The organism is Aquirufa antheringensis, assembly GCF_023921165.1.
GTDB classification, from domain to species: Bacteria; Bacteroidota; Bacteroidia; order Cytophagales; family Spirosomataceae; genus Aquirufa; species Aquirufa antheringensis.
Genome location: NZ_CP049835.1, coordinates 239,764 through 258,101, shown reverse-complemented (window position 1 = coordinate 258,101; position 18,338 = coordinate 239,764). Strand labels below are relative to the sequence as shown.

The following is an 18,338-nucleotide window of genomic DNA, read 5'->3' as shown; positions in this document are numbered from 1 at the left end:
GTAATCAGTATCTAGTAGTCCGTAGGGGAACATTCACCATCTCTACTCTCTACTCTATTATCTCTAATCTTATCAGTATCTAGTATCAGGGGTTGCGGCTTAGTTTTCGTCTCGGCCTACAAAGTTAAACGGTGAGATTAATTTCAATTCTGCCTTGATCGCATCCGAAACGGCTAAGCCGTCAATGAATGCGTGGAAAACAGCCTGATCAATCTTTCCGTGGTGGCGTGTCAAATCTTTCAATGCCTCGTAAGGCTTAGGGAAAGCTTCGCGACGCAATACCGTTTGGATTGCCTCCGCGATGACCACCCAGTTATCTTCTAAATCCTGTTGGATTTTGCTATTGTTCAATTCTAACTTACCTAAACCGCGTTGCAAGGAATTCAAAGAGATCACGACGTGCGCCAAAGGCGTTCCCACATTACGTAATACCGTCGAATCTGTTAAATCACGTTGTAAACGTGAGATCGGAAGCTTCGCTGACAAGAATTCAAAGAAGGCATTCGCCATGGCTAAATTCCCTTCCGCGTTTTCAAAGTCAATCGGGTTTACCTTGTGAGGCATCGCCGATGAACCAATTTCTCCTGCTTTAATTTTTTGCTTGAAATAGCCCATCGAGATGTATTGCCAAATATCTCTCGACAAGTCAATCAAGATCGTATCTAAACGCTTTAAGCCATCGAAATAGGCTGCTAAATTATCATAATGCTCAATTTGAGTCGTGTATTGGCTACGCTTGATCCCTAAATCTGCGTGCAATTTAGCAGCGAATTGCGGCCAGTTGATCTCTGGGAATGACACCTGATGTGCATTGAAATTACCCGTTGCTCCCCCAAATTTACCCGTAAACGGCACTTGCGCTAACAGGTCTAATTGACGGTTCAAACGCTCCACAAAAACCTTGATTTCTTTTCCTAAACGCGTAGGAGAAGCCGGTTGTCCGTGGGTATGCGCTAACAAAGGAATCTCTTTCCACTCGGTTGCATAAGCGTCTAAAGTCGCCACCACTGCCTGGTAAGCAGGCAAAATCACCTCGCGATGAGCTTCAGCGATCGATAATGGAATCGCTGTATTGTTAATATCTTGAGACGTTAGGCCAAAGTGGATGAACTCCACAAAGGGGCTCATATCTCCAGGTAAGGCTAACATACGGTCTTTGATAAAATATTCTACCGCCTTCACATCATGGTTTGTCACCTTTTCGGTGTCCTTGATCCACGTCGCATCCGCCTCCGTGAAATTCGTGTACATGGCACGTAATGCGGCATAATGTTCCTTAGGGAAGCCTTTTAATGGGGCCAAAGGAATCTCGCACAACGCAATAAAGTATTCGATTTCAACGCGCACCCGGTATTGGATCAATCCAAATTCAGAAAAATAAGGAGCTAGTGCGGCGGTTTGTTTGCGGTAACGACCATCAACCGGAGAAATGGCAGTCAGTAAATTTAATTCCATGCGATCTTATCAAAGCACAAAGGTACAACAATTTAAAAATTATCCGTAATTTCAAGCATGCTAAGTCCTCGCTACCTTTCCATCCTTTTAGCCTTTGTCATCGCAGGGGTGGCAACCGCATTCATTTCCTTCCTTCCGCACTCAGATTCTGCCACCCTTTTCGTCGCCTTTATCAGCGTATTGATTTTTGGATCCATCTTGATCTTTTTTGCCTTAGACAACCTCGTTTTCAAAGAAGTCAATGAGTTATATGACCAAATCAAGCAGATCAAAAAGAAGAATTTTCCCTTAATTTCTCGTAAGCAGTTAGTCCAAAAAGAGAACCCCATCGAGCTCTTAAAGAAAGAACTTACCGCCTACGTTTCCACCACGGAGGACGAAGTAAAGGAGTTGAAAAAAGCCGCGGTTTACCGCCAAGAATTTTTGGCAGACGTATCCCACGAACTTAAAACACCCATTTTCGCCGCACAAGGATTCGTTCACACCCTTTTAGACAATCCGGACGAAACACCAGAAATACGCCAAAAATTCCTCGAAAAAGCCGCCAAAAGTTTAGATGGCCTCGATGTTTTAGTACAAGATCTATTGACCGTTTCTAAAATTGAAACCGGTGCCATTAAAATTGAAAAGAAACGCATCAACCTTAGACCCCTAATCGAAGACATCTTTGATCAATTAGAAGGCAAAGCAAAAAAGCGTGGGGCCTCCTTACAGTTAATTTGCACAGATACAGCCATCGATGTGAAAGCCGATGCTCAGCGTATTCAACAAGTATTGGTTAATCTAATCGACAATGGAGTCAAATACGGTAATCAAGACGGCAAAGTGACTGTTACCATTGAAGACCGCAAAAAAGCCTACCTGATCACAGTCAAAGATAATGGCCCCGGAATCCCTGAAAAGCACTTACCTCGTATTTTCGAACGCTTCTACCGAATCGACAAAAGCCGCACCAAACTCAGCGGCGGAACTGGCCTTGGCCTTTCTATCGTAAAACACATCGTCCAAGCACACGGCAGTAAGATTACGGTGCTTTCGAAGGTAGATAAGGGGACGAGTTTTAGCTTTAAGTTAGAACGAGCTATATAAAAGGCAAAGGCCTTTTATATAGCTCGTTCTAACAAAGCACAAAGAACAAAGCAAAAAGCACAAAGGTGGAATACAAAAAGGGACGCAATGCGTCCCTTTTTGTATGATTGTATTAAATATTTAGCTTGAAAGTTTGGTTTAAAAATCAAATTCACAAAATATGACGTAGGCCATTTTAGAATTTGATTTTTAAACCATTACCATTTTTAGCCACAATAAAAAAATTAAACCGCCCCTTCAGTCAACCTCTCCGCATTCTCCGCTATCCTCAATTGCTCGATAAAATCACCAATTTCGCCGTCCATCACGACAGGAAGATTATAAACGGTTAAGCCGATCCGGTGATCCGTTACGCGACCTTGAGGGTAATTGTATGTTCTAATTTTGTCCGAACGATCTCCTGTCCCTACCATCGACTTGCGATTTCCGGCGATCTCCGCGTTGCGTTTCGCTAATTCAATTTCATATAAACGAGAACGGAGAACCGTCATCGCTTTATCAAAGTTCTTGATTTGAGAACGTTCATCCTGGCATTGTACGACTAAGCCCGAAGGAATGTGGGTCACACGAACCGCCGAATACGTCGTATTTACGGACTGACCACCCGCTCCAGAAGAACAGAAGGTGTCCTTGCGGATGTCGTTCATATTGATTTGAACGTCTACCTCATCAGCCTCGGGCATCACAGCCACGGTAGCTGCGGAAGTGTGGATACGGCCTGCTGATTCCGTTGCTGGAACACGTTGAACGCGGTGAACACCTGATTCAAATTTCATTTTGGCATATACATCTTCGCCCTGAACGGACGCGATAATCTCTTTGTAACCACCTGCGGTACCGTCGGTGAAGTCCATGATTTGGAACGTCCAACCCATTTTCTCCGCGTAACGCTGGTACATGCGGAAGATATCTCCTGCAAAAATCGATGCCTCATCACCACCTGCTCCGGCGCGAACCTCGAGGATACAGTCTTTGGAATCGTTCGGGTCACGAGGGATTAACATCTCCTTTAGAACCTCCTGCATTTCTTTTTCTGCTGGAACTAATTCTTCTAATTCCGCCTTCGCCATGTCGCGAAAATCCTCGTCTTTTTCTGTAGCGATCACTTGTTTCGCCTCCTCGATGGAGCCTAATAAGTTTTGGTAAGCCAAATACTGATCTACAATCTTCTGCAAATCCTTGTATTCTTTACTCAAGGTCTTGAATTTCTTCAAGTCGGACACCACTTCTGGCATCGCAATTTGTTGTTCTACTTCTAAAAATCGTTCTCGGATGGCCTCTAGCTGCTCCAGCATAACATGTTGGGTTAAAAAAATCGTTGCAAAGATAGTAATTAAATTCATTGCCCTTTGCCCTAGTTTCGAATACCTTTGTGGTCTTCCCCTAATTCTATGAAATACGTAACCCTACTTTTTGCCCTTTTTGCTGTATCAGCTTGCGATTTTACGAAACGCCTAGATACCGCAGCGGTGGTCAAAGAGATGAAATCCAAACAAGTGAAGCGCGTTTTACCTCAGGATGTCGTCAATCAGGTGGATACCTGGGGGCAGGAAATTCAGGCTAAAAAAACCAGCAAGTTGGATAGTGCGACGAAGGCACTTCAGATTTCAGTTCGCGTAGGCGCTCCTGTGTTACTAAAAGCGTCATTTAAAGATGCGAAGATGATCCAGATAATGGATGCCTTGGATTATTCGTTGAGCCAAAAGCAGGTCATCCCACCTTCTATCCAAAAAAATACCGCTGGCGACAGCTTATACTATTTCTATCCTTCAGAAACGGGTAAAATCACTGTACTTGGTTTCGCGAAAAACATCGTGATTCAAAATATGGACCGCCCCTTGATTAAATAAGATTCCGTTCCAGAATTTGGTTAATCTGAAAATTCACTTCGCGTAAATGGGGATCTGAAATTTCCTTTGAAAGGGGGTTGCCCGTAAAGAATGCTTGGACATGTTGTTGAACTAAACCATGCAACAAACTTGGTTCTAATTCAATCGACTGCAATAGTTCTTGGGCGTGAGACCAAAGATTTTGGGTTAGCACTCCAGCTAAAAGCATCGCCTTGTGAATCTTCTTTCGCTCTTCGCCATTCACTAAATACATCGCATCCGTGATGTCTTTTGCTAATGCTACTAAGGTATTTTGCGTCTCTTCTACCATCACTTCCAAGCAGATCGGCATTTGATCTAACTTAATTCGGCGGCCTGCTTCTAAATGCTGAACGGGGAAAAATACACCCATCTGGTTCGTACTTTCATGTGCTGGATCATAGAGTAAATTAGCCTCTGCCAGCGAGAATGTACCACTAACCAAGATTAGTGTCGCGTATTTGGGCAATAATAATTCCTTCAATACTTCTGGGTATGCCGATTCTGGGACACAAAGAAAAAAGACGGTGGCTGCGGATTCCGAAAAATCTAAATCTTCGTGCACTTTCGCATTGTATAAATAGGAAACGAGGTCTTTTGCCTTGGAAGGCTCTCGACTAAAGACTTCTTGAACAGAATTTCCGGCATTTTCTAAGGCCTTTGCGATGTGCCAGGTAACGTTTCCTGCACCGATAAACGATATTTTAAAACTCATGTGGTGGTCTCCAGTTTAGCCCCAACGAACGGCGCCCATTGTTGATCCAAAATTCCAGAAAAATTTCGCAAAAACATAACAAAAGATGGCCTAAATGGCTGGCGCGCTAAAACCATTCCCGCTTCTTCTGGCGTCATATAGCCTTTCTTCGAATTGCAATACTTGCACGCAGTCACTAAATTATCCCAGGAAGTGCGCCCCTGACGTGATTTGGGCAATACATGATCCATCGTCAAGAAATCTTTCGAACCACAATATTGACAGGTATGATTGTCCCGCTTCAAAATATTTTGGCGATTTAGCATTACCCCTTTGAAAGGAAAATAGACATAACGCTGCAAACGAATAACCGATGGGTAAGGAAACGTTTTCGAAACAGAATGCAATTTAGCGGTGGTGGATTCCGCCACTAATTCTGCCTTATTGAGGTAGACCAAAAGAAAGGCCTTCGGCATCGAACAAATCGTCAACGCACTGTAATCTTGATTCAAAACCAACACTTTCTGAGCCATAGACAAACGGATTTAATTTGCTCAACAATTTAAAAAATAATCGACTGAAAATGAAGCGCATAGCGTGGCTTTTTTGTTAAGAATTCCCGGAATTAGGTCCTATTTCGTAGATTTGCCTAAATGAATCAAATGCCTATGCCGTCTTTATTGGAAAAAATCAAGCAGCTTTCCGCTGAAATCACCCCAGATACGTTAGTAAATCGCCACCATATTCACGCGAACCCTGAGCTATCCTATCAAGAATTTCAGACGCAGGCTTACATTTTAGAACAACTAGAGCGGATGGGTATTCAGGCCAAAAAAATTGCCAATACCGGCCTCATCGCCGAAATCAAAGGAAAAAATCCGGACAGTAGAGTTGTAGCGCTTCGTGCTGACATGGATGCCCTTCCTATTTTGGAGACAAACGACGTTCCCTATAAATCTAAAAATCCTGGCGTCATGCACGCCTGCGGACATGATGTACACACCGCTTCCCTATTAGGAACGGCTCACATTTTACAACAGGTCCGCGGAGAATTCGAAGGAACGATCAAATTACTCTTCCAACCAGCAGAAGAAAAAGCCCCAGGCGGCGCCAGCATCATGATCAAAGAAGGCGCCCTAGAAAACCCAAAACCGGCAAGCATTTTTGGCCAACACGTGGCTACCAACGTGCCTGTCGGAAAAATCGGCTTCCGCGAAGGCATGTACATGGCCAGCACGGATGAATTATATATCAAAGTGATCGGTAAAGGGGGCCACGGCGCCATGCCAGACGCCTGCATAGACCCCATTGTCATTGCTTCCCACATCATCGTGGCAATGCAACAAATCATCTCCCGAAACAAAAACCCAAAACTTCCATCCGTTTTAACTTTCGGCAAAATTGAAGGCCTAGGAGCCACAAACGTCATTCCAGACGAAGTGAACATCGCAGGCACTTTCCGTGCCATGGATGAAACCTGGCGTGCTGAAGGATTAGAAAAGATGAAAAAACTCGCCGAAGGAATCGCTGATGCAATGGGCGGACGTGCCGAATTCGAGGTTTTAAAAGGGTACCCTTTCTTACAGAATAATCCTGAACTTACGCGTCGCTCGAAAGCCGCAGCTATCGAATATATGGGAGCAGAAAATGTGGTTGATCTTGATCTATGGATGGCAGGCGAAGATTTCGCTTTCTACACACACCATGTAGATGCGTGTTTCTACCGTTTAGGCGTACGTAATGACGAACGCGGCATTACGAGTGGGGTGCACACGCCCAGTTTTGATATAGATGAAAAAGCGTTGGGAATTGGGCCGGGGTTAATGGCATGGTTAGCGATTTCGGAATTGTCTATTTAAAATTTTAAGGGAAGCAAATCGAAAATGTCGTTACACAAATATTTTCTGATTTGCTTCCCTCAAAATATTTAAAACATAAACCTCCTCGCTCTCTTCGATTATTCTTAGAGGTATTTAAAAACCTTAAGCAACATCCACTTCTTTTCTCTTCTCTATACTCTCTTATCTCTGCTCTCTAAAGCGATTCGGCGAGAATAAGCTAATTCTAAAAATCATTCACCATTTACCATTCATCATTATCTCTTCTCTATACTCTCTTATCTCTACTCTCGTTTATTCTTTATGCTTTATTCTTTATGCTTTAACTTTTTTTATAAAGAGACGTAGACGAGATTTCGTTTATAATGTTTGGGTAAAAAATTATTGCGCAGCACAATTTTGACCCAAATATTATAAAGGAAATTCCAAAGGATCTGGCCATCTGAATTCATAATTCAATTCTTCGCAGATTTTATCGCCCGAAACTATTTTGCCCCCTAAACAAGAAATGGAATAATCCCAATAGCCGGCTGGCATTCCGCGGCGTTCGATATCATTTTCACCTACTTCTCCTTTCGTCGGGTGAATAGGAGCCACTATGTTGTAAATACCTGAATCGATTTTCTCAGCGGCTAAGGCAATCAAAGCTACCACATCATCTTTGTGTACATAATTGATGGGGCAATTTGCACCGTCATTGCGTTTGCCAGAGAAATACTTAGCCACATAACGATCTCCACCCATGAGGCCTGCTAGACGCAAGATGACAGAAGGGATTTTCGAGGAGGAGACGATGGCTTCGGCTTTGGCCATTAAAGAATCCTCATTAATGCCTGAATTTTCATCGACTGTATCAGACACGTTTGAGTAGACCGAAGTCGATGAAAGGAAAATGAGCTTTTTAGCTGAACCTACGGGCAAATTATCTACCCAATCTTGCAAAATAGCGAGATAGGTTTCTTCTGCATTTTTCTTGCGGCGTGGAGGAATGGCCCAAATTTGGACCTCTGAATCATTTATGGCAGACCAATTTTCTGCTGGCATGTCGGGTTCTGCTCTGAAATCCAAGACCTTGATCTTCGGATGTGCGGCTTGCTGATGAACACTGGAAGCTGAAACGCGCACATCGAAGTCCGCTAAAGCCAGTTTAAATGCCAATGGTGCGCCTACCCAACCGCCCCCGTAAATACTTATCGTCTTTTTCATGTAATTTTGCACCTTTGGAACAATTGAATCGCAAAGATAGTTTAAGTGCTATGAATAAAATGTTTTTTGTGCCTTTTATCAGTATTGTGTTAATCGCGTTAGACTATTACGTTTGGATGGCGGTCAAAACCGCTTTTCGAAATGCTAAACATAGCCTGCAAAACACGGCAAAATATACCTTTTGGGGATTTACCATCTTCATTTTGCTGGGTATTATTTCCTACAATGCACTTCCTTTACACGCTTGGAAAAATGAAATCCGGATCACTTTTATGGCGATCGTGATGATTTCCGTTATCACTAAACTGTTTATTATTATCTTCTTATTGTTAGAAGACATCACCCGTTTCTTCCGTTGGGGGACCAAAAAAGTATTAAAGAAAGACCCTAGCGCCATCAGTCGTCATGAGTTCTTGTCCCAAGCGGCTTTGGCGGTGGGAGCGGTGCCTGCGGCGACCTTTGCTTTTGGCATTATTTCAGGCGCCCACGACTATACAGTGGAACACATTCCGCTAAAAATCAAAGGTTTGCCCTCTACCTTTAAGGGCCTTAAAATTGCCCAAATTTCCGATATCCATACGGGGTCATTCTTCAATAAAACCGCCGTTAAAGGGGGTGTGGAGATGCTGATGCGCGAAAAAGCAGATGTCGTTTTCTTTACCGGGGACTTAGTTAATAATGAGTCCAAAGAGGTACAGAACTACTTCGACGTGTTCAATAAGGTCAAAGCTCCTTTGGGTGTTTTCAGTACCTTGGGGAATCACGATTACGGAGATTATGTACGCTGGAATAGCCCAGCAGCGAAAAAACAAAACTTACAAGACCTCATGAAAGCCCACGAATTGATGGGCTGGGATCTCTTGATGGACGAACATCGTTTCCTAGAAGAATCAGGCGAAAAATTAGCCATTATTGGGGTCCAAAACATCGGATTAGGCCGTTTCCCTTGGTACGGCAACTTAGAAAAAGCGCACAAAGGCACAGAAGAGGCTTCGGCAAAACTCCTATTATCTCACGACCCAACTCACTGGAATGCAGAAGTAACGAAAAAATACAAAGACATCGATGTGGCCTTTGCTGGGCATACGCACGGTACACAGTTTGGTGTCAAAATCGCCGAAATGCGCTGGTCTCCAGCTCAATATGTCTACAAACAATGGGCTGGCTTGTACCAAGAAGGAGAACAACAAATCTACGTGAATCGCGGATACGGCTATTTAGGGTATCCAGGTAGAGTGGGGATGCCACCGGAGATATCGGTGTTTACGCTTTCCTAACTCTTTTAAGATTAGAGATAATAGAGTAGAGAGTAGAGATGGTAAATGATGAATGCATCCTTCGGACTCATTCCCTCCGGACTGACGACTGTCAACTAGATTAGAGATAGTAGAGTAAAGAGTAGAGATGGTAAATGGTAAGTGGTAAATGGTGAATGTCTACTTCGGACTCATTCCATTCGGACTGACTACTGGCTACCGGAAACTGACTACTAAATACTTTTTTCAACCAGAACTTTGCTCCTTTATTAAAAAAAGCTAAATTTGCATCCCAATTAATTGGTTTCGTGGCCGAGTGGCTAGGCAGAGGTCTGCAAAACCTTCTACAGCGGTTCGAATCCGCTCGAAACCTCTAAAAACCTTCCAAACCGGAAGGTTTTTTTATGCCCATACACTAGATACAATTTTATCTAAAAATAATTCAATTAATGTCCTGAAGCGTTATTTTGAAAAATTCTAAATAATAAATCCGATTAAAAAAATACAAAAATTGAATAGAGAATTAATTGTTTCCTAAAAAATCGAATTGTAGTTTTGCGGACTGAATTAATATGAGAAAATCTATATTTATGTGTTGCAAAAAATTAACTCTCGTTAAGTTTCTATTTTCCTTCTTATTCTTAATTGCTTCAACGACAGCAATGCTCGCACAGGATGCAGCAGAAGGCGAAACACTATTTAAAAACAACTGTGCGGCTTGTCACGCATCCACTGATGAAGTTTTGGTAGGACCTGGTTTAAAGGGAATTAGCGAGCGTCGTCCGATCGAATGGATCGTTAAATGGGTACACAATCCACAAGCAGTAATCGCTTCAGGAGACAAGTACGCAAATGACTTGTACAATAAGTTTAATAAGGCTGCTATGACACCTTATCCGAACTTCTCAGAGGCGCAAATCAAAGGAATTATCGCTTACATCGATGCTTCTAATGCAGCTCCAGCGGCTCCGGCAGCAGGTGCAGCTCCAGCAGCAGGTGCGGCGGCTCCGGCGGCTCAATCGTCTGGAGGAATGATGGAAGTGCTATTAGTAGGCTTATTGATCATTATGGTCATCGTATTAATCGCCTTACTTTCGATCGTTAATTCATTAAGCAAATTATCGAAGGCAGCTGAAGCAGATCCAAGCAAGTCTTTTTTCGAAAGAGTATCGGAGAATGCTAAGTCTTTAGCAGCTAATTCTGCGGTAAAGACAGGAATAATTGTTTTGGTCTTATTATTAGGTGGTAAAGCAACGATTGATGCAGCCTATGGTGTAGGTATCCACCAAGGATATGCACCAGAGCAACCGATTAAATTTTCGCACAAATTACACGCAGGTCAATACCAAATCAACTGTAACTATTGCCACACAGGTGTTTACGAAGGCAAAGGAGCTAACGTTCCATCGGCAAATATTTGTATGAACTGCCATAATGCGATCAAGCGTGAGTCTCCAGAGATTCAAAAAATCTACAAAGCGTTAGAAAAAGACGAACCTATCCAATGGGTGCGTGTACACAACTTACCTGATTTGGCCTACTTCAACCACTCACAACACACAAACGTAGGTGGCTTAGAATGTAAAAACTGCCACGGTGAGATCGAAAAAATGGAAGTAGTAGAGCAACGTTCTTCTTTAACGATGGGTTGGTGTATCGATTGCCACCGTCAAACAGACGTGAATGCAAAAGGTAACGCTTACTACGACAAATTAGTAGAGGTTCACAACAAGGACAGCAAAACTCCTTTGAAAGTGCAAAACATCGGTGGCTTAGAATGCTCTAAGTGTCACTATTAATAGAAATAAAATAGATTCAATTTTAGTCTGAATAAGAAAGATTATATGGAAAATTCGAACAAGAGGTATTGGAAAGGGATTGAGGAGTTAACCAATGAGCCATCGTTTGTCAAAAATATCCACAATGAGTTTGGCAATATGCCATCTGAAACGGATGCTAAAGGAGATTCTTTAGTAGATGGAGCAGGGACTCATCGTCGTGATTTTCTAAAGATGTTAGGTTTTGGAGTAGCGGCTGTTTCTTTAGCAGCTTGCGAGTCTCCGGTAAAGAATACCATTCCTTACTTGAACAAACCTGAAGATGTAGAGCCTACAATCGCTAACTGGTACGCGTCTACTTACACAGACGGAGGCGACTATGCTTCTATCTTAGTAAAGACACGTGAAGGTCGTCCGATCAAAATCGAAGGAAACAAATCATCGTCTATCTCGAAAGGTGTACTTTCTGGTCGTGCACATGCTTCTGTTTTGAGTCTATATGATAATGAAAAATTAAAAGGTCCTCAAGCTGCTGGTAAAGCAACGGATTGGGCTTCTTTAGATAAAGAATTCACTGCTAAATTAGCAGAGGTGGCTGCCAAAGGTGGTCAAATCCGCATCGTTTCTAATACCATCCTTTCTCCTACTACGAAGAAAGTGATTGCAGATTTCGCAGCGAAATACCCAACAACACAACATATTACGTATGACGCAAACCCAGCTTATGGTTTAACACAAGCACACGGTGGCGTTTTACCTAACATTGATTTCAGCCAAGCAAAAACAATTGTTTCTGTAGGTGCTGATTTCTTAGGTTCTTGGATTGCTCCTACTGAATTTGCTGCACAATGGGCGATCACTCGCCGTGTTAGCTCTGAAAAAGGAGGCAAAAAAGACATGTCTCGTCACTACCAATTTGAGACCATCCTATCAAATACAGGCGCTAACGCAGATTACCGTGCAGCTTACAAACCATCACAAGAAGGTTTAGTAGCGGTTGCCTTATACAACGCGGTGGCTAAATTAACTGGAGCTGCGACTATCGCAGGTGCATCGGTTAAAGTAGATCACTTAGAGAAAGCAGCGAAGGATTTAGTCGCTTCTAAAGGAGCTTCTATCATCGTAGCTGGTTCGAATGACCCAGAGGTTCAAAAAATTATTGCTTCTACAAACGCTTTAGTAGGCGCTTATGGCACAACGATCAATACTGGCTTAGCTGTTAACTACCGTCAAGGTAACGACATGGCAATGGCTAACTTCATTAAAGAAGCAGGTGCGGGTTCAATCGCAGCCGTTATCTTCTACAATGCAAACCCAGTCTACAACCACCCAATGGGTGCCGCTCTAGCAGCTGCTCTTCCGAAAGTTGGTTTAAGCTTAGCAACAAACGATCGCGCTGATGAAACGGCTTCCTTATGTCAATTCATCGCACCAGATTCACACTTCTTAGAATCATGGAATGATGCAGAGCCTAAAGCTGGTTTCTATTCCTTAACACAACCTACGATCTCTACGATATTCAAAACACGTCAAGCACAATCAAGTTTCTTAACTTGGGCAGGTTTGTCAGCTGATTTTGCAGCCTACTTAGAGAGCAACTGGGAGAAAAACATCTTAAAAGGTGGTAAAGTAGCTTGGAACAATGCATTACACGATGGTGTATTTGAACCAACGACTGCTACTGTTTCTTCTGCTAGCCCATCCGTTGATGTGAATGCATCGGCTGCTGCGATTAGCAAAGCATATACGGCTTCTTCTACTGGTTTAGAGATTACAGTTTATGAAAAAGTAGGTTTAGGTACAGGTTCTCAAGCAAACAACCCTTGGTTGCAAGAATTCCCTGAGCCAGTTTCTAAAGCATGCTGGGACAATTATGCGGCTATTTCGCAACCAACTGCGACTAAATTAAAATTAAAGCAAGGTGATGTAGTGGAAGTAAGCGCGAAAGGATACAAAGTATCTCTTCCTGTTTTAGTTCAACCAGGCCAAGCTCAAGATACCATCGCTATTGCGATCGGTTACGGTCGCACAAAGGCAGGTAAATCTGCGGACGGTGTGGGTGTAAACGCTTATCCATTCATTTCTGAAATCAATGGAGCTTGTGTAGGAACTTGTACGCAAGGTGTTTCTATCACAGCAACGGGCGACACAAAAGATATCGCTCAAACGCAAACACACCAAACGGTGATGGCACGTCAAGCAGTCGTTCAAGAGACGGTGTTAGCTGACTTTGCGAAAGATGCAAAAGCAGGTAGCTTCACTCCTCGCGTGAAAACGTCTGAAGGAGAAAAAGATGCGACTGATTTAACGCTTTGGAACGGTCACGAATACAATAACCACGCGTGGGGTATGGTGATCGATTTAAATACCTGTACAGGATGTTCTGCTTGTGTGGTTTCATGTAATGCAGAAAACAACGTTCCTGTCGTAGGTCGTCAAGAGGTTATTAACCGTCGTGAGATGCACTGGATGCGTATCGACCGTTATTACTCATCTGACGCTGAGGTAGAAGATTTGAAAGGTTTAGAAATTGCGTCTGATAATCCAGAGGTAGTTTTCCAACCGATGTTATGCCAGCACTGTAACAACGCTCCTTGCGAGACGGTTTGTCCAGTATTAGCAACGACTCACTCGACAGAGGGTCTAAACCAAATGACCTATAACCGTTGTATTGGTACACGTTATTGCGCAAATAACTGCCCATACAAAGTGCGTCGTTTCAACTGGTTCCGTTACTTCCAAACTGATGACTTCGATTTCAACTTCAACAACGACTTAGGACGTATGGTCATCAACCCAGACGTAACCGTTCGTTCTCGTGGAGTGATGGAAAAATGCTCGATGTGCGTTCAACGTATTCAAGCTGGCAAGTTAGAAGCGAAGAAAGAGAAACGCCGTCCAGTTGATGGAGAAATTCAAGTAGCTTGTGCTCAATCTTGCCCTACAAACGCGATTACTTTTGGAGATATGAACGATCCAGCATCTGAGATCTCTAAATTATTATTAGTAGAGAAAGAAGGACGTGCTTACCACGTAATCGAAGAGATTAACGTGAAGCCTAATATTTCTTACTTGAAGAAAGTTCGTAACAAGGATGCTAAGAAAGAAGCATAATTTTTTAATCGTAAAACAGTAAATAAAAATATGTCGCACGTTGTATCACCCATAAGAGAGAAACTAGTTACTGGTGGAAAATCTTATTCCGATGTTACCCACGATATTTGCAAGCAAGTAGAGGGAGAACCTACCAAAGAATGGAAAATTGCATTCGGGATCTCTTGTCTTGTATTCATTTATGGTGCTTATTGCCTTTTCTACACTTGGTGGCAAGGTATTGGCGTTTGGGGATTAAATAAGACCGTAGGTTGGGCTTGGGATATCACTAACTTCGTTTGGTGGGTTGGTATCGGTCACGCGGGTACCTTGATTTCTGCCGTATTATTATTATTCCGTCAAAAATGGAGAACTTCCATCAACCGCTCAGCGGAAGCGATGACGATCTTTGCCGTACTTTGTGCTGCATCGTTCATCTTAGCGCACATGGGTCGTCCATGGTTAGCTCACTGGGCTTTACCACTTCCAAATGCTTTCGGTTCTTTATGGGTTAACTTTAACTCTCCGTTAGTATGGGACGTTTTTGCGATCTCTACGTATTTATCTGTTTCTTTATTGTTCTGGTATATGGGTCTTGTGCCGGATTTGGCAACGATTCGTGACCGTGCAACGACAGCAGGACGTAAATTCTGGTATGGTTTCTTCAGCTTAGGCTGGACAGGTTCTTCTAAGACTTGGGCACGTTATGAATACATGTCTTTAATCTTAGCAGGTATCTCTACTCCTCTTGTACTTTCTGTACACACGATTGTATCCATGGACTTTGCAACGTCTGTTATCCCAGGATGGCACACGACGATCTTCCCTCCGTATTTCGTGGCAGGTGCAATCTTCTCTGGTTTCGCGATGGTACAAACGCTATTGTTAATCACACGTGTGGTTTTCAAATTAGAGGACTATATCACGATTGAGCATATCGAAATGATGAACATCGTTATCACGGTAACGGGTTCAGTAGTAGGTATCGCTTATTTAACTGAATTCTTCATTGCTTGGTACTCAGGTGTGGAATATGAAAGCTATGCCTTCATTAACCGTGCAACGGGTCCATATTGGTGGGCTTATTGGATGATGATGACATGTAACGTAATCTCTCCACAATTGTTCTGGTCTAAAGCGATCCGTACGAACTTGATGGTTTCTTTCTTCTTATCTATCGTGGTAAACGTAGGTATGTGGTTTGAGCGTTTCGTAATTATCGTGACGTCTTTACACCGCGACTACTTACCCTCATCTTGGGCGATGTTCTCTCCTACAATGTATGATATCGGTGATTACATCTTCTCATTCGGTTTATTCTTTACGTTATTCTTCTTGTTCGCTAAATACTTACCGGTGGTAAATATGGCGGAAGTGAAATCCGTAATGAAAGGCGTTTCGACAGAATTTACGATCAAACGAATCAAGCCAACTAAAAAAACAGAGGAGTAATTTTCTATTAAGCAAATTCGAAATTAAAACAATATGAGTTCGACAACTAACTACATTTTGGGAGTATACGATGATGAGGATGAGGTTTTACACGCTGTAGGCAAAGTAAAAGCGAAAGGAATCAAAGTAGAAGATGTATATTCTCCATTTCCAATTCACGGATTAGACGTAGCCGTAGGACATGAGCGTACACGTTTACCTATCGCTGCCTTTATGTTCGGTACTTTAGGAATGATCTGTGCCTTTTCATTGATTAGCTACACGATGGTATTCGATTGGCCTATGATCATTGGTGGTAAGGATTTCTTTGCACTGCCTAACTGGATTCCGATCGCCTTTGAAGGAACGGTGTTATTCACGGCTTTTGGCCTTGTATCCACTTTCTGTATCTCGAATGATTTATGGCCAGGTAACAAGACTCTTCCATTAGATATCCGTACGACAGATGATAAATTCGTTATGGCTATCAATTTGGATAAGAACAAAGTTAGTGCTGATGATATCAAGAAAGCCTTGAAAGAGTCTGGAGCAATCGAAGTAAATGTTAAATAATTAAACGAATAATTCTCAAGAAGATATGTTCAATTCAATTCATAAATTCACTTTAGTAGTCGGCCTAACAGCAGGGCTATTATCTTGTGGAGATGACCATAATGATACAGGTACAGAGTTTGCGCCTAATATGTACAATTCAGTAGGTTACGAACCAATGACCCAACTGCAAGGTGATACGAATAAAATCAACCCTTACGGGATGAATATGCGTTTACCAGTAGCAGGTACGGTTTCTCGTAAAAAATATACAGGTGCAGATAGCATTCAACAAGCGTTCTTAGCGCAAGAATTATTGGCAAAAACAGTCCCTAACGACAGTTTATCCTACTCTGCGGCCTTGTTAAAAAACCCATTAGCTGCCACTCCAGAGAATATCGAAGCAGGTAAATTACAATATGAGCGTTTCTGCCAACACTGCCATGGTGAAGGAGGAAAAGGCGACGGTTTAGTAGCCAAACAATACAAAGGTGTTCCTGTTTACTCAAGCGATGCCTTGAAAGACGTAAACGATGGACATATCTACCACGTTATTACGCACGGTAAAGGCCGTATGTGGCCACATGGCTCACAGATTTCCTCAGAGAATCGTTGGAAAATCGTACTTTATGTACATGAGTTACAAAAACAATAAGATCAAATTCATTTAAATTAAAATAGAGAACAAGATGGCGGGACATTCACATTTTTCCCCAGCAAACGTAGAAGAGCATTTTGACTTCACATCAGAAGGTAAAAAGCGAATCATATATGCTTTCATTGCAGGCGTTGTTGCTTTAGTTATTGGTATTTATCTTTTATCTAAAGGAGAAGCAGGTGGTCACGAAGTAGCAGCAGCAGGACATGAGGCAGCGAAAGCAGGACACGAAGCAGCGGCAGAGCACCTTTCAGGTGGCGCAGTTTCACACCAACCAGAAGCGGAAGAGCACTACAATTGGATGAATCGCGTTTGGGCGAACGTTTGGTTGAATGCTGTATTCTTTACAGGTATTGCTGTAGTAGGTATGTTCTTCGTTTCTTTACAATACTTAACTAAGTCAGGTTGGTCATCAGTGATGAAGCGTGTACCTGAGGCTTTCCCTAAGTTCTTATATATCTCCTTACCTATCTTGATCTTAACTTTCTTCTTCAAAGGAGATGTTATTTTCCACTGGATGCACCATGGTGTAACAGAAGTAGGAAGTGCTAATTATGACAAAATCATTGCTGGCAAGTCAGGTTACTTGAACAAAAACTTCTTCTTAATTCGTTTAGTTGTATTTGGCGGATTGTGGATCCTTCTTTGGAACATGTTACGCAAAAAATCATTAGAAGAGGATTTGAATGGCGGAACTGAATACTTCACCCAATTAGTTAAAATCGGTACAGCGTTCATCGTGATCTTCGGCGCGTCTAGCTCGATCTTCGCTTGGGACTGGGTAATGTCAATTGATACCCACTGGTTCTCAACGATGTTCGGTTGGTATATGTTCTCCTCCTGGCACGTGACAACCTATGCGGTGATCGTTTTGACGATTTTATTCTTAAAGGATAAAGGCCTAATGGGCTATGTAAATGAAAACCATTTACATGATTTAGGTAAGTTCATGTTTGCTTTCTCAATCTTCTGGACCTATGTATGGTTTGAGCAATTCTTATTGATTTACTATGCTAACTTACCGGAAGAAACCATTTATTTCTTAGAGCGTTGGGAAGGATATGATAAACTTTATAAAAGCTCAGAAATTTTAATGGTAATCCTAAACTTCTTGCTACCTTTCTTAGTTCTAATGACACGTGATGCAAAGAGAACACGTATCTTCTTGAAGATCGCTGCTTTCTTAATTATCGCTGGTCACTATATAGATTTCTACCAAATGATTATGCCAGGTGTTGTAGGTAAACATGGCGGTTACGGTTTAGTAGAATTTGGAATGGTTACTGTTTTTACTTCAGCGTTTATTTATGTCATCTCTGGAGAATTAACGAAAGCAAGTTTAGTGGCGAAAAACCACCCATTCTTGCCAGAAGCATTACACCACGATATTTAATTTTTGAACTTGTCTTAAAATAACGAT

The 18,338-nt window shown here is 42.4% G+C and carries 15 protein-coding genes and 1 tRNA gene; 11 read left to right on the top strand and 5 right to left on the bottom strand.

The window, feature by feature from the left end:
- Positions 1–99: 99 nt before the first annotated feature.
- The gene (purB, locus tag G9X63_RS01225) at positions 100–1,455 is read right to left on the bottom strand and encodes an adenylosuccinate lyase (RefSeq protein WP_252623417.1); all 1,356 of its coding nucleotides are present in this window, start codon (positions 1,453–1,455) and stop codon (positions 100–102) included.
- Between the two features lie 57 nt (positions 1,456–1,512).
- On the opposite strand from purB, the gene G9X63_RS01220 reads away from it, so the two are divergent.
- Positions 1,513–2,544 carry a sensor histidine kinase gene (locus G9X63_RS01220; RefSeq protein WP_252623415.1) on the top strand — a complete coding sequence of 344 codons (1,032 nt, stop codon included), beginning with the start codon at positions 1,513–1,515 and terminating at the stop codon, positions 2,542–2,544.
- A gap of 224 nt (positions 2,545–2,768) precedes the next feature.
- On the opposite strand, the gene prfA is transcribed toward G9X63_RS01220, so the two are convergent.
- Entirely contained in the window at positions 2,769–3,839 is a 1,071-nt protein-coding gene (prfA, locus tag G9X63_RS01215) for a peptide chain release factor 1 (protein ID WP_130894784.1), read from the bottom strand.
- Positions 3,840–3,935: 96 nt separating this feature from the next.
- Here prfA and G9X63_RS01210 point away from each other — a divergent pair, with 96 nt between their 5' ends.
- On the top strand, positions 3,936–4,394 hold the full coding sequence (locus G9X63_RS01210) for a hypothetical protein (RefSeq protein WP_252623413.1): 459 nt from the start codon (positions 3,936–3,938) through the stop codon (positions 4,392–4,394).
- Here G9X63_RS01210 and G9X63_RS01205 read toward each other — a convergent pair.
- Positions 4,387–5,127, bottom strand: a complete 741-nt coding sequence (locus tag G9X63_RS01205) for a DUF2520 domain-containing protein (RefSeq protein ID WP_252623411.1) — start codon at positions 5,125–5,127, stop codon at positions 4,387–4,389. The two genes, G9X63_RS01210 and G9X63_RS01205, sit on opposite strands and share 8 nt — an antisense overlap.
- Positions 5,124–5,639 (bottom strand): HNH endonuclease, encoded by a 516-nt coding sequence (locus G9X63_RS01200; protein WP_130894781.1) that lies wholly within the window; start codon positions 5,637–5,639, stop codon positions 5,124–5,126. The genes G9X63_RS01205 and G9X63_RS01200 overlap by 4 nt, the downstream gene beginning before the upstream one ends.
- Positions 5,640–5,759: 120 nt before the next feature.
- On the opposite strand from G9X63_RS01200, the gene G9X63_RS01195 reads away from it, so the two are divergent.
- Positions 5,760–6,965 carry a M20 metallopeptidase family protein gene (locus tag G9X63_RS01195; RefSeq protein ID WP_236633885.1) on the top strand — a complete coding sequence of 402 codons (1,206 nt, stop codon included), beginning with the start codon at positions 5,760–5,762 and terminating at the stop codon, positions 6,963–6,965.
- Between the two features lie 390 nt (positions 6,966–7,355).
- Here the strand turns inward: G9X63_RS01195 and G9X63_RS01190 are convergent, their stop codons facing one another.
- Entirely contained in the window at positions 7,356–8,150 is a 795-nt protein-coding gene (locus G9X63_RS01190) for a Rossmann-fold NAD(P)-binding domain-containing protein (RefSeq protein WP_252623409.1), read from the bottom strand.
- 50 nt (positions 8,151–8,200) lie between these two features.
- Here G9X63_RS01190 and G9X63_RS01185 point away from each other — a divergent pair, with 50 nt between their 5' ends.
- The 8 genes from G9X63_RS01185 to G9X63_RS01150 all read left to right on the top strand — a co-directional run bounded on the left by G9X63_RS01185 (position 8,201) and on the right by G9X63_RS01150 (position 18,311).
- Positions 8,201–9,427, top strand: a complete 1,227-nt coding sequence (locus G9X63_RS01185; protein ID WP_252623407.1) for a metallophosphoesterase — start codon at positions 8,201–8,203, stop codon at positions 9,425–9,427.
- A 281-nt stretch (positions 9,428–9,708) separates the two neighbouring features.
- Positions 9,709–9,779, top strand: a tRNA-Cys gene (locus G9X63_RS01180).
- 217 nt (positions 9,780–9,996) lie between these two features.
- On the top strand, positions 9,997–11,205 hold the full coding sequence (locus G9X63_RS01175) for a cytochrome c3 family protein (protein ID WP_236633152.1): 1,209 nt from the start codon (positions 9,997–9,999) through the stop codon (positions 11,203–11,205).
- A gap of 45 nt (positions 11,206–11,250) precedes the next feature.
- Positions 11,251–14,298, top strand: coding sequence for a TAT-variant-translocated molybdopterin oxidoreductase (locus tag G9X63_RS01170; RefSeq protein ID WP_252623405.1), 3,048 nt, complete (start codon positions 11,251–11,253; stop codon positions 14,296–14,298).
- Positions 14,299–14,328: 30 nt separating this feature from the next.
- Positions 14,329–15,729: an NrfD/PsrC family molybdoenzyme membrane anchor subunit gene (gene nrfD / locus G9X63_RS01165; RefSeq protein ID WP_252623402.1), complete on the top strand. Its 1,401-nt coding sequence runs from the start codon at positions 14,329–14,331 to the stop codon at positions 15,727–15,729.
- Positions 15,730–15,762: 33 nt separating this feature from the next.
- Entirely contained in the window at positions 15,763–16,281 is a 519-nt protein-coding gene (locus G9X63_RS01160; protein ID WP_252623399.1) for a DUF3341 domain-containing protein, read from the top strand.
- A gap of 25 nt (positions 16,282–16,306) precedes the next feature.
- The gene (locus G9X63_RS01155; protein ID WP_130894773.1) at positions 16,307–16,915 is read left to right on the top strand and encodes a c-type cytochrome; all 609 of its coding nucleotides are present in this window, start codon (positions 16,307–16,309) and stop codon (positions 16,913–16,915) included.
- A gap of 34 nt (positions 16,916–16,949) precedes the next feature.
- Positions 16,950–18,311, top strand: coding sequence for a quinol:cytochrome C oxidoreductase (locus G9X63_RS01150; RefSeq protein ID WP_252623396.1), 1,362 nt, complete (start codon positions 16,950–16,952; stop codon positions 18,309–18,311).
- The last annotated feature ends 27 nt before the right edge of the window (positions 18,312–18,338 follow it).

Coding starts and splice junctions, on each gene's coding strand:
- purB (WP_252623417.1), bottom strand. CDS start 1,455: ATGGAATTAAATTTACTGACTGCCATTTCTCCGGTTGATGGTCGTTAC.
- G9X63_RS01220 (WP_252623415.1), top strand. CDS start 1,513: ATGCTAAGTCCTCGCTACCTTTCCATCCTTTTAGCCTTTGTCATCGCA.
- prfA (WP_130894784.1), bottom strand. CDS start 3,839: ATGCTGGAGCAGCTAGAGGCCATCCGAGAACGATTTTTAGAAGTAGAA.
- G9X63_RS01210 (WP_252623413.1), top strand. CDS start 3,936: ATGAAATACGTAACCCTACTTTTTGCCCTTTTTGCTGTATCAGCTTGC.
- G9X63_RS01205 (WP_252623411.1), bottom strand. CDS start 5,127: ATGAGTTTTAAAATATCGTTTATCGGTGCAGGAAACGTTACCTGGCAC.
- G9X63_RS01200 (WP_130894781.1), bottom strand. CDS start 5,639: ATGGCTCAGAAAGTGTTGGTTTTGAATCAAGATTACAGTGCGTTGACG.
- G9X63_RS01195 (WP_236633885.1), top strand. CDS start 5,760: ATGAATCAAATGCCTATGCCGTCTTTATTGGAAAAAATCAAGCAGCTT.
- G9X63_RS01190 (WP_252623409.1), bottom strand. CDS start 8,150: ATGAAAAAGACGATAAGTATTTACGGGGGCGGTTGGGTAGGCGCACCA.
- G9X63_RS01185 (WP_252623407.1), top strand. CDS start 8,201: ATGAATAAAATGTTTTTTGTGCCTTTTATCAGTATTGTGTTAATCGCG.
- G9X63_RS01175 (WP_236633152.1), top strand. CDS start 9,997: ATGTGTTGCAAAAAATTAACTCTCGTTAAGTTTCTATTTTCCTTCTTA.
- G9X63_RS01170 (WP_252623405.1), top strand. CDS start 11,251: ATGGAAAATTCGAACAAGAGGTATTGGAAAGGGATTGAGGAGTTAACC.
- nrfD (WP_252623402.1), top strand. CDS start 14,329: ATGTCGCACGTTGTATCACCCATAAGAGAGAAACTAGTTACTGGTGGA.
- G9X63_RS01160 (WP_252623399.1), top strand. CDS start 15,763: ATGAGTTCGACAACTAACTACATTTTGGGAGTATACGATGATGAGGAT.
- G9X63_RS01155 (WP_130894773.1), top strand. CDS start 16,307: ATGTTCAATTCAATTCATAAATTCACTTTAGTAGTCGGCCTAACAGCA.
- G9X63_RS01150 (WP_252623396.1), top strand. CDS start 16,950: ATGGCGGGACATTCACATTTTTCCCCAGCAAACGTAGAAGAGCATTTT.